9 protein-coding genes are annotated in these 10,687 nt (G+C 68.4%); 3 read left to right on the top strand and 6 right to left on the bottom strand.

Annotated elements, in window-relative coordinates; genetic code table 11:
• Nucleotides 1-2 precede the first annotated feature (2 nt).
• Both C5E10_RS16975 and C5E10_RS16980 read left to right on the top strand, forming a co-directional pair.
• The gene (locus C5E10_RS16975; RefSeq protein WP_104332640.1) at nucleotides 3-1,712 is read left to right on the top strand and encodes an ABC transporter ATP-binding protein; all 1,710 of its coding nucleotides are present in this window, start codon (nucleotides 3-5) and stop codon (nucleotides 1,710-1,712) included.
• 74 nt (nucleotides 1,713-1,786) lie between these two features.
• Complete coding sequence (locus C5E10_RS16980; protein WP_104332641.1) at nucleotides 1,787-3,031, top strand: PLP-dependent aminotransferase family protein; 1,245 nt, start codon at nucleotides 1,787-1,789, stop codon at nucleotides 3,029-3,031.
• Nucleotides 3,032-3,113: 82 nt separating this feature from the next.
• On the opposite strand, the gene C5E10_RS16985 is transcribed toward C5E10_RS16980, so the two are convergent.
• The 6 genes from C5E10_RS16985 to C5E10_RS17010 all read right to left on the bottom strand — a co-directional run bounded on the left by C5E10_RS16985 (nucleotide 3,114) and on the right by C5E10_RS17010 (nucleotide 10,030).
• A complete protein-coding gene (locus C5E10_RS16985; protein ID WP_104332642.1) occupies nucleotides 3,114-4,037 on the bottom strand; it encodes a PRD domain-containing protein in 924 nt (307 codons plus the stop codon).
• A gap of 144 nt (nucleotides 4,038-4,181) precedes the next feature.
• Nucleotides 4,182-5,615, bottom strand: coding sequence for a 6-phospho-beta-glucosidase (locus tag C5E10_RS16990; protein ID WP_104332648.1), 1,434 nt, complete (start codon nucleotides 5,613-5,615; stop codon nucleotides 4,182-4,184).
• A 32-nt stretch (nucleotides 5,616-5,647) separates the two neighbouring features.
• Complete coding sequence (locus C5E10_RS16995) at nucleotides 5,648-7,591, bottom strand: beta-glucoside-specific PTS transporter subunit IIABC (protein WP_104332643.1); 1,944 nt, start codon at nucleotides 7,589-7,591, stop codon at nucleotides 5,648-5,650.
• Nucleotides 7,592-7,876: 285 nt separating this feature from the next.
• The gene (locus C5E10_RS17000; protein ID WP_104332649.1) at nucleotides 7,877-8,647 is read right to left on the bottom strand and encodes an EI24 domain-containing protein; all 771 of its coding nucleotides are present in this window, start codon (nucleotides 8,645-8,647) and stop codon (nucleotides 7,877-7,879) included.
• A 94-nt stretch (nucleotides 8,648-8,741) separates the two neighbouring features.
• Nucleotides 8,742-9,365: a superoxide dismutase gene (locus C5E10_RS17005; protein ID WP_104332644.1), complete on the bottom strand. Its 624-nt coding sequence runs from the start codon at nucleotides 9,363-9,365 to the stop codon at nucleotides 8,742-8,744.
• Between the two features lie 125 nt (nucleotides 9,366-9,490).
• Nucleotides 9,491-10,030, bottom strand: coding sequence for a flavin reductase family protein (locus tag C5E10_RS17010; protein WP_104332645.1), 540 nt, complete (start codon nucleotides 10,028-10,030; stop codon nucleotides 9,491-9,493).
• Nucleotides 10,031-10,145: 115 nt separating this feature from the next.
• Between C5E10_RS17010 and soxR the strand changes: the two genes are divergently transcribed.
• Entirely contained in the window at nucleotides 10,146-10,637 is a 492-nt protein-coding gene (soxR, locus tag C5E10_RS17015) for a redox-sensitive transcriptional activator SoxR (RefSeq protein ID WP_374953473.1), read from the top strand.
• Nucleotides 10,638-10,687: the final 50 nt, after the last annotated feature.

Raw genomic sequence — 10,687 nt, forward strand, 5'->3', positions numbered from 1 at the left:
CAATGACCCACGCATCCGCATCTGCATCTGCATCTGCATCCGCACCCGCTCCCGAATCCTCCGCCCAGCCCCTCCTGCAGGTCGAGAACCTGTCGGTCGCGTACGGCAGGAGCGAGGTCGTCTCCGACGTCAGCTTCACCTTGAATCGTGGCGAGAGCCTCGCGCTCATCGGCGAGTCCGGGTCCGGCAAGTCCACGATCGCCCGCGCGATCCTGCGCCTCCTGCCGGACGGCGGTCGAGCGGCTGGGAGCATCCGCTTCGAGGGGAAGGACGTGCTCGCGTACTCGCCGCGCCAGTTCCGCCCCCTGCGCGGTACCCGCATCGGCTTCGTGCCGCAGGACCCGGCGAACGCCCTCAACCCGGTGCGCACGATCGGCTCCCAGGCGCACGAGGCGGCCGACCTCGTCGACGGCCTCTCCCGCGACGAGCAGCGGGAGCTCATCTTCGCGACGTTCGAGCGGGTCGGCCTGCCCGACCCGAAGCGGGTGTACGAGTCCTACCCCCACCAGCTCTCCGGCGGCATGCTGCAGCGTGTGCTCATCGGCCTCGCCGTGCTGCCGAGCCCCGAGCTGCTCATCGCGGACGAGCCGACGAGTGCGCTCGACGTGACGATCCAGAAGCGCATCCTCGGGGTGCTCAGCGAGCTGCAGAGCGAACTGGGCATCGGGCTCGTGCTCATCACGCACGACCTCGCGATCGCGGCCGAGCGCACGCAGAAGATCGTCGTCCTCAAGGGAGGCGAGGTGCAGGAATCCGGCGCGACGGAGCAGGTGTTCACCGAGTCGACCTCGCCGTACACGGTTCGTCTGCGGCAGGATGCCCCCGCCCTGAACCCCGACCGCTACGGTTCGCTGTTGCAGCGGGACAGCCGCGGCGCCGCGGCCGAGCAGGTCGCGGTCGCGGGCGTGTCGAAGAGCTTCTCGGTCGGCGAGCGACGGGTCGCGGCGCTGGACAACGTGTCGTTCACGGTGAGGGCAGGCACGACGCACGCGCTCGTGGGGGAGTCCGGGTCTGGCAAGACGACGGCCGTGCGCATCCTGCTCGGCCTCGAGGAGGCGGACGCCGGCGAGGTCAGGGTCGGCGACGAACGAGTCGACGGCAGCTCTCCCAGGCAGCTCCGAGAGATCCGCCGCCACCTGCAGCTCGTCTACCAGAACCCGTTCACCTCCCTCGATCCGACGTGGCGCGTGGAGCGCATCGTGCGGGAGCCGCTCGACCGCTACAAGGTCGGCGACAAGCGGGAGCGCGCCGAGAAGGCTCGGGCTGCCCTCGCCTCCGTCGGCCTGGGCGCGGAGTTCCTGTCCCGGAAGCCGTCAGCCCTCTCCGGCGGCCAGCGCCAGCGTGTTGCCATCGCGCGCGCCCTCGTGCTCCGGCCGGACGTGCTCGTGCTCGACGAGCCGACCTCCGCCCTCGACGTGACCGTGCAGGCGGAGATCTTCGAGGTGCTGTTCCAGCTGCAGGCTGAGCTGGGGCTCACCTACCTGTTCGTCTCCCACGATCTCGCGCTCGTCCGCCAGGTCGCAGACACGGTGTCGGTGCTCCAGGGCGGCAAGGTCGTCGAGTCCGGACGGGTTGCCGAGGTGCTCGCGCATCCCGAGCAGCCCTACACGCGGGCCCTCATCGATGCCATCCCCACTCCCGGGTTCGGGCATGCGGTTCCGGCGGCGGATGCGGACGCGACGCCTGCCGTGCAGGTCCCGGCGCTCGTCTGAGCGACCCGCGCCTCCGAACTTCCATCTGAACCGATCGAGGCCGAGCGCCTCGTGCGAGAGAGAACGACGACACCATGACAAGCACCGCAAGCACCGCAAGCACGCAGACCCTCCCGCAGAGCACGCCGCAGACCTCCCCGCCGACCTGGACGTCGACGGAGCTTGCGCGCGCCTTCAATGCGCCGAAGGGCTTCGGTGACGCGACCCTGCGCGACCGGCACCCTGACTCGATCGAGCTGCTCGGCGGCATCCCGGACCCGTCGGTGCTCCCCTCCGCCGAACTCGCCGAGGCGACCGCGCGGGTCCTGTCCGTGCCGGGCGTGCCGGCGCTGCAGTACGGGCGAACCGAGGGGGTGCCCGCGTTGCGGGAGTGGATCGCCGCACGCGAGGGCGTGCCGGTATCGCGCGTGCTCATCACGAACGGCGGGTTCCACGGCATCTCGCTCGCCGTGCAGCTCGTGGTCGAGCGGGGCGGCCTCGTCGCGGTCGACAACCCGATCTTCCCGCTGTTCCTGCGCGGCCTCGAACTCTCCGACGCGAGGATCCTGCCGATCACGGTCGGCCGCGACGGCTTCGACGTCGCCGAGCTGGAGGCCCATCTGATCGCCGGCGCGCGTCCGGCGGCCGTCTACACGGTGCCCGACTTCCACAACCCCTCGCAGCACAGCCTGACCCTCGAGGGGCGCCGTGCGCTCGTGCGCCTCGCGGAGCGGTACGACTTCATCCTGCTGGCCGACAACCCGTACCGGGAGCTGCGCTTCCGCGGCGATGAGCTCGACTTCGAGATCTTCAACAGCTCCTCGCACGTGATCCACATCAACACGTTCACGAAGACGCTCGGCCCCGGCCTGCGCCTCGGCTGGATCGTGCTGCCGGAGCGGCTCGTCCCCGACTTCGTGTCGCTGCGCGCGCGTCAGGACTCGCACTCCTCGCAGCTCGTCCAGCACGCCGTCGCCGAGCTGCTCGGGACGACGCCCACGTTCTTCGACGACACGCTCGCGTCGGCGCGAGAGCTGTACCGGGAGCGGGCGGATGCGCTCTCCGCCGCGCTCGAAGCCCACGCGCCCGGGGCCTTCGAGATCGACGCGCCAGATGGTGGCCTGTTCCTGTGGCCGCGCCTCGTCGACGACGCGATCGACGCGGACAGGCTCGCCGAGGATGCGAGCGCTGAGGGCATCGGCTACCAGCGCGGCTCGTTCTTCCCGTCCGGGCCGGGCACCGACGCGCCTCGCCGCCTGCGGCTCGCCTACGGAGACACCCCCGTCGAGCGCCTGCAGGAGGCAGCCGCGCGCCTCGGCCGCGCCCTCGAGAAGCAATAAGCGGACTCATGCCAAAATATCCGGGTGGCTTCTCCGCAACGATATCGGCGTCGGGGCAGGGGTGCGGCTGAGTTCGCCGAACTCAGCGGCTACCGGGTCGAGCTGAGCCGTCGGTCGTCTCGCCCTCGGGGTTCGGGACGGCCTGCGGTTCGCGTCCGCTCGTCGAGAGACGCGCGAGATGGATCTCGAGGTAGCAGACCTCAGCCTCGCTGAGCTCGCCGCCCTGGGCTTCGATGATGCCGCGCACCCGGTCGCTCGTCGCGACGATCTCAGGGTAAGAGTCGCGGATGGCCGTGAACAGCTGTGGGGGAGCGCTGCTCAGCTGGGTCCGGGTCGTCATCCGCGCGTAGAGGTACCGCAGATGGGTGACGAAGCGGGCCACGTTCGTGGGGTCGGCAGTCGCATCCGCCCCGAGCGTCTCCGTGACGACGTCGACCACGCTCTGCAGCGTCTTCGTCATGGCGACGGTCTGCGAGGTGTCGGACTTCGCGAACTGCGCGTTCACGAAGTGCATGGCGAACGCGGTGGCCTCGTCGGCGTCGATGGACGAATCGTCGCCGAGCTCCTCGTTCGCGAAGCGGACCGTCGCGTGGCCGAGCTCCGTCTCGCGCGGGTACAGCTGGGCGATCTCCCACTTCAGCGGGAAATCGACGCGGAGCCCCGTCTGGGCGCGGACGACCGCGAAGTGGAGGTGGTCGGCGACGGAGAGCAGGAGCGCCTGGCTCGGTCGAACGTCTCCGACCGTCTCGGCGTGGTCGACTGCGCGGCGTGCGACTCGGAAGACCTCGAGAGGGATCTCGCGTGCGAAGTCCGCCAGCTGACGGAGCTCGAGCGCCGTCGAAGGGGAGAAGGACTCGGTCGCTGCGCCCAGGTCGACGACGTCTCCGAGGCGCTTGCCGAAGCCGATGCCGCGGCCGAGCAGGATGACGCGGTCTCCCGCGGCGTCGACCATGACGGCGTTGTTGTTCAACACCCGCAGTAGGGTCCCTGACTGCGTCTTCGTCATCGGGTTCCCCCTCCTTCTCCTGGGCCGCGGCGCGCGGATAGGTGCGCCGCCCTGATCTGCGCGCACATGAAGACTACGTCCGCTTGGACGCAGCCGGGGTGGGTCTCCCGGGGGCCCCGATTCGCGGAGCCCCCAGGAGCCGCCTCAGATTCCGGTGCCGTTGGCGCTGATGACGCCCGCGTACCAGTCGAACGACTTCTTCTTCGAACGCTCCATGGTGCCGTTGCCGGCGTTGTCGCGGTCGACGTAGATCATCCCGTAGCGCTTCTTCATCTCGCCCGTCGTGAATGAGACGACATCGATGATGCCCCACGGCGTGTAGCCCATGAGGTCGACGCCGTCCTCGGAGACGGCCAGCTCGACCTGCTCGATGTGCGCCTTCAGGTACTCGATGCGCGCGTCGTCGTCGATGGAGCCGTCTTCGTTCACGACGTCGATCGCACCGAAGCCGTTCTCCACGATGAAGAGCGGCAGCTCGTAGCGTTCCGTGAGCACGTTGAGGGCGTAGCGCAGGCCGACCGGGTCGATCTGCCACCCCCAGTCGCTTGCCGTGACGTAGGGGTTCGGCACGGAGTTCGCGAGGCCGCCGTTGAAGATCTTCTCGTCGTTCTGCACGTCGGCCTTCGCGACGGTCGACATGTAGTAGCTGAAGCCGAGGTAGTCGACCGTGCCTGCCGCGAGGATCTCCGCATCGCCATCCTGCCAGCCGATGTCGTATCCCTCACGTTCACGCTCGCGCACAGCGTAGGCCGGGTAGTGGCCACGCACGTGCACGTCGGGGAACAGGAAGCGGTCGCGGCTGGAGATCTGCGCCTCGAGCACGTCGGCGGGGTTGCAGGAGAACGGGTAGATCGGCACGTGCGAGATCATCCCGCCGATCTGCAGCTTCGGGTCGATGTCGTGCCCGGCTTTCACAGCGAGGGCCGAGGCGAGGAGCTCGTTGTGCGCGACCTGCAGCACGACCTCGCGCGGGTTGTCCTCCGGGGTGAGGAGGACACCCGAGTTGGTCCAGAGGAACAGCTCGTTGCGGGTGTCGAGCTGGTTGTTGATCTCGTTGAAGGTCATCCAGTACTTGACCTTCGTCGCGTAGCGCTCGAAGCAGACCTTCGCGAAGCGCTCGAAGAACCCCACGAGCGCACGGTTGCGGAAGCCGCCGTACTCGCGGGCGAGGTGCAGGGGCACCTCGAAGTGCGAGAGCGTGACGACCGGCTCGATGCCATGCTTCAGCAGCTCGTCGAAGAGGTCGTCGTAGAACGCCAGGCCGGCCTCGTTCGGCTCGAGCTCGTCGCCGTTGGGGAAGATGCGGGTCCACTGGATGGACGTGCGGAAGCACTTGAGACCCATCTCGGCCAGCAGCGCGATGTCCTCACGGTAGCGGTGGTAGTGGTCGATGGCCTCGTGGTTCGGGTAGAACTCGCCTGCCTCGACGGAGTCGGTGATGCGGCGGGGCACGCCGTGCTCGCCGGCGGTGAGGACGTCGACGACGCTCGGGCCCTTGCCGTCCGCATCCCACCCACCCTCGAGCTGGTGTGCTGCGACGGCGCCGCCCCAGAGGAAGTCGTTCGGGAGTCTGCTCATGGTCATGAGTTCCTTTCTCGTCTGTGGTCGTGTCAGTTGCTGGCGGCGGACGCGGTCGCGACGGCGACGGCGAGCTGGTCGCCGACGGCGACCGCTCCCGCACCGGTCGCGACGACCTCGTCGTAGCTGCCGGAGTTGGTGATGAGGACGGGCGTGATGAGGGAGTATCCCTCCGCCTTGATGGCGACGGCATCGAACTCGAGGAGCAGGTCACCCTGCTTCACCTCGGCGCCCTCGGCGACGTGCGCCGTGAAGTGCTGGCCGTTCAGCTGGACGGTGTCGATGCCGACGTGGATGAGCACCTCGACGCCCTCGGTGGAGATGAGGCCGATCGCGTGCTTCGAGGGGAAGACCGAGACGACCTTGCCCTCGAACGGTGCGAAGACCTGGTGCCCGGCCGGGTCGATGGCCGCCCCCGACCCCATGACGCCGGCGGAGAAGACCTCGTCTGGCACCTCGGCGAGGGTCAGCACCTGCCCTTCGAGTGGGCTGGCGACGACGCCCGTGCTGGATGCTGCCGCGAGGGCCGCTTCGAAGCGAGCGTTCTGCTCCGGGTCGGTGGGGCGAGCCTGGTCGAGGTCGTCGGTGGGGAGGTTCTCGGCTACGACGTCCTTGAAGCCGATGAAGTAGACGAGTGCCGCGGCGCCGAAGAACGCCACCGCGCATCCGACGATCATGCCGATGATGGAGTTGGGGTTGTCGGGGCTGACCGAGTTGACGATGGTCAGCATGCCCGGGAGGCCCGCGTAGGCGTAGTAGCGGGAGCCGAAGAACGAGATGGTGATCGCGCCGATGGCGCCCGCGATGCAGGCGAGGAGGAACGGGCGCTTGAGGCGAAGCGTGACGCCGTAGATCGCGGGCTCGGTGATGCCGAAGATGCCGGTGACGGCTGCGGAGCCGGAGACGCCGCGCATCTCCTTGTTGCGGGTCTTGAGGAACACGCCGAAGGCGGCACCGACCTGCGCGATGACGGCCGCGGTCTGGAACGCCTGGAAGGAGTCCTGCCCGAAGCGGTCGAAGTTGTCGAGCACGAACGGCGTGACACCCCAGTGGACGCCGAAGATGACGGCGACCTGCCAGAAGGCGCCGATGAGCCCGGCAGCGACTGCTGGGGCGATCTCGACGAGCCAGTTGTAGCCGTTGGCGACGCCCGATGCACCGGCCGCGGAGAGCGGGCCGATGACGAGGAGCACGAGCGGCACCATGACGACGGCCGAGATGAGCGGCACGAGGAGGGCCTGCGCGACGCCGCGGAGGTACTTGTTGAGGAAGCGCTCGAGGTAGGAGAGCACCCAGACGAGGATCAGCGGGGGCAGCACGGACGACGAGTACGTCGTCGAGTTGAGGGCGATGCCGAGGAAGTCGATGGTCTCGCCGCCCTCGATGCGGCCCGCGAGGGCAGCCCAGTCGGGGTTCATGATCGCCGCAGCGCAGAGCACGGCGATGTAGGTGTTGACCTTGAAGTGCTTCGACGCGGTGATGGCGATGAAGATTGGGAGGAACGCGAACGGCGTCCAGGAGATGAACGTGAGCACCAGGTCGGTGCCAGTGCCCTCGAAGGCCGGCCAGATCATGCGCGTGATGATGAGCGAGCCCTGCAGGAGACCCGCCGCGGCGAGGATGTACACGAACGGGGCGAAGACGGCCGACATGGTCGCGATGACGCGGTTCAGGATGGACGGCTTGTGGGCCGTGGATGCTGGCGTGCTGTTCGAGATCTTCGCGTTCGACATGAGCGCCTCGTGCACCTCGCCGACGTGCGACCCGATGACGACCTGGAACTGGCCACCGGCCTCGACGACCGTGATGACGCCGGGGAGGGCGGCGACCTTGTCCTTGGCACCCGCCGGGGTGTCGTTCAGGACCAGGCGGAGCCTCGTCGCGCAGTGCGACGCCGACTGGATGTTCTTCTCGCCGCCGACGAGATCGACGATCTCGCCTGCCAGCCTGGGATAGTTGCGGACTGCTTCAGCCATGGCATTCTCCATTGATGCTTGGGATGGGGACGTTCCCGAGCGGAGAGCCTGACGACATGACGGTGCAAGAACAGATAGCGAGGTCCACGCCCTGCGGAGCAGCAATGCTCGCAGTGCGTTGCGTCAGCTCCACTCGGGAGCTGTGACGTGGGTTCTTGCCTCGCTGAGTAACAGGCCCGCAGTCGCCTCGAACTCTAACCGCATCCCCGCCGATTCGGCAAGTGCGGGCCAGCGCCGGCCTGGTTCGGGGCGTTCTGTCCTGGTTCGGGGCGTTCTGTCCTAGCTCTACTGCTCCGCGCTCATGGCGGAGCCGGCGCGGGTCAGCCCGCGCGCGTCGAGCAGGCGGCGAGCCAGCACCGTCGAGCCGGCGACGGCGGCAGGCATCGTGAAGACGGCCCCGCCAGGCACCATGAAGCAGAGCTGCGTCGCGACGCCGAAGCCGAGCAGCTGCGCACGGTTCCCGCGGATGACGGAGGCACGCTGCTCGCCGAGCAGTCGGCGCGCATCCAGTGCCCTGCCGGTGAGCTCCCGCGACAGGACCGTCCCATTGAGCGTGACGCCGACGACCGCCGCGGCGACCGAGCCGATGAGCGGCATGACGCCCACGATCGCGACGACGATGGCCGCGAGGATGCCCATGCCGACGAGCCACAGGCTGCCTCTGGCCGCTGCGAGGAGCCCGAGCCCCTCGCCCGGGTTCTCGTCGCCGAGGTCGCGCTCGACGGACAGCCAGATGCGCTCGTAGAACGGATCGCCGACGGTCAGCGTAATGGCGGTGAACGTCGTGACCGACAGGAAGACGCCACCCGCGACGATGAGGGTCATGAAGGCGATGCGCAGGACGTTGCGCCACACCTCGTCCCACGACGCCGCCCAGGGCGTGGCCCACTCGACGAGGTCGTCGACGAAGAACAGGAGCGTGACGAGGGCGGCGCCCACGAGGAGGAAGACGATGAGCGCTGGGATGAGCCCGAGCAGCATCAGATGCGGTTTCTTCTTCCAGTATCCGAAGCCCTGGAAGAGCGCGCTGACGCCTGAGAAGAACTGCCCGATCATGCCACCGAGACTACTGAGGCGCGGCAGGGAAGCGGATGCGTGCATCCGTTCCCCCGCCGCGCCTCACGACCTGTGCGGTTCGAGCGAGGAGGACCTAGAGCGTGATGAGGCCGTTGGTCTTCGTCGTCGCGGCGTCGTAGCGCTGCTGCACGTTCTCCCAGTTCGCGATGTTCCAGAACGCCTTGATGTAGTCGGCGCGAACGTTGCGGTAGTCGAGGTAGTAGGCGTGCTCCCAGACGTCGAGCATGAGCAGCGGGACGAGCCCGAACGGCACGTTGCCCTGCTGGTCGAAGAGCTGGAAGATCGCGAGCTGCTCGCCGAGCACGTCGTAGGCGAGGACTGCCCAGCCGGAGCCCTGCACGCCGAGCGCCACTGCCGTGAACTGCGCTACGAACGCGTCGAAGGAGCCGAACTGCTCGTCGATCGCCGTGGCGAGCGAGCCCGTGGCCTGGCCGCCGCCGTTGGGGGAGAGGTTGGTCCAGAAGATGGAGTGGTTGACGTGGCCGCCGAGGTTGAACGCGAGGTCCTTCTCGAGCTTGTTCACGTTGGCGAGGTTGCCGCTCTCGCGGGCCTCGGCGAGCTGCTCGAGCGCCGTGTTCGCGCCCTTCACGTAGGTGGCGTGGTGCTTCGAGTGGTGCAGCTCCATGATCTCGCCGCTGATGCTCGGGGCGAGGGCGGAGTAGTCGTAGGCCAGGTCGGGAAGGGTGTATGCGGTCATGGTGTGACCCTCTTTCTGTCGTGTTCTGCGGTATTGGTGAGTTTGGGTGGTGTGAGGGGCGGCCGAATCGCGGGTTCGGTCGCTGGTTTGCTGCGGCGGGTTGCGGCGTGGGTTCAGTCGTGGGTTCAGTCGCTGAACGTGGCCGCGTCGAGGCGGCCGAAGCGGCGGTTCTGGTACATGAGCGGCGGGACGGTGCTTCCGTGCAGGACCTCGAGGACCTCGGCGAGCACGATGGTCGAGCCGCCGACCTTGACGGTGCTGGCGATGCGGCAGCGGAGCGTCTCGCGAGCCTCGGGGAGGAAGGGCTCGCCCGTGGGGAAGTGGTCCCAGCCCTGTTCCGGGGTGAAGCGGGGGGCGCCGCTGCGGGCGAAGTCGAGGGCGATCTGCTCCTGCTCGTGGCTGAGGAGGTTCACGGTGACGTCGCCGGCTTCGAGGAGGCCGCCGGCGCTGCCGGTTGCCCGCGTCACGGAGAAGGAGAGCGTGGCCGGGTCGACGGCGACGGAGCTCACGCTCGATGCGGTGAGGCCGACGGGGCCGTTCGCGGTCTGGGCCGCGATGATGGCGACGGCTGCGGGGTGCTCCCTGAAGGCGGCCTTGAACTCTTCTGCCAGCGCTGCTTGGGGCAGCGCCGCTGGGACTGGTGCCTCGGGGGCGGGTTCTGTCATCGAGTGGGCTCTCTGCCTGTTCTGGAGGACGGTGATCGGAGTTGCGTGTGCGTTTCCTCTTTGAGGCTAGAACCTAAAGTAAGGTTGAAGTCAATTCGAACGGTGGGATTTCACTGTGAGCGAGACACGCAAGGACACAGAGGCGCTCGATCGGGTGTCGGCACAGCCGCACATCTCCGACGAGCTGCTCACCGTGAGCGACATGGTGCGTCGGACGGGCGTCGCCGCATCCGCGCTGCGCTTCTACGAGGAGCTCGAGCTGATCGCGGCGGTGCGCACCGCCGGCAACCAGCGTCGCTATGCCCGCCACATGATTCGGCGGGTCTCGCTCATCTCGGTTGCGAAGCGCCTCGGCATCCCCCTGTCTGATGTGCAGGATGCGTTTGCCGACCTGCCGAGCGATGCGACGCCCAGCCAGGAGGACTGGCAGCGCGCTTCGCGGCGGTGGAAGCGGACGCTCGAGGAGCGGCGGCGCGGCATCGAGCGCCTCGAGCACGAGCTCATGGGATGCATCGGCTGCGGGTGCCTGTCGATGAAGGCCTGCGGGCTGCTCAACCCCGACGATGCCCTCGCCGGCGGAGGAGCCGGCCCGCGCCGCCTCGACTGAGCACCGCCCCTGAGCACCGCCCCCGAGCCCGCCCCGCGCCGCCTCGACTG

Source organism: Pseudoclavibacter sp. RFBG4, from assembly GCF_002931515.1.
Lineage (GTDB): Bacteria > Actinomycetota > Actinomycetes > Actinomycetales > Microbacteriaceae > Pseudoclavibacter.

Coding starts and splice junctions, on each gene's coding strand:
- C5E10_RS16975 (WP_104332640.1), top strand. CDS start 3: ATGACCCACGCATCCGCATCTGCATCTGCATCTGCATCCGCACCCGCT.
- C5E10_RS16980 (WP_104332641.1), top strand. CDS start 1,787: ATGACAAGCACCGCAAGCACCGCAAGCACGCAGACCCTCCCGCAGAGC.
- C5E10_RS16985 (WP_104332642.1), bottom strand. CDS start 4,037: ATGACGAAGACGCAGTCAGGGACCCTACTGCGGGTGTTGAACAACAAC.
- C5E10_RS16990 (WP_104332648.1), bottom strand. CDS start 5,615: ATGAGCAGACTCCCGAACGACTTCCTCTGGGGCGGCGCCGTCGCAGCA.
- C5E10_RS16995 (WP_104332643.1), bottom strand. CDS start 7,591: ATGGCTGAAGCAGTCCGCAACTATCCCAGGCTGGCAGGCGAGATCGTC.
- C5E10_RS17000 (WP_104332649.1), bottom strand. CDS start 8,647: ATGATCGGGCAGTTCTTCTCAGGCGTCAGCGCGCTCTTCCAGGGCTTC.
- C5E10_RS17005 (WP_104332644.1), bottom strand. CDS start 9,365: ATGACCGCATACACCCTTCCCGACCTGGCCTACGACTACTCCGCCCTC.
- C5E10_RS17010 (WP_104332645.1), bottom strand. CDS start 10,030: ATGACAGAACCCGCCCCCGAGGCACCAGTCCCAGCGGCGCTGCCCCAA.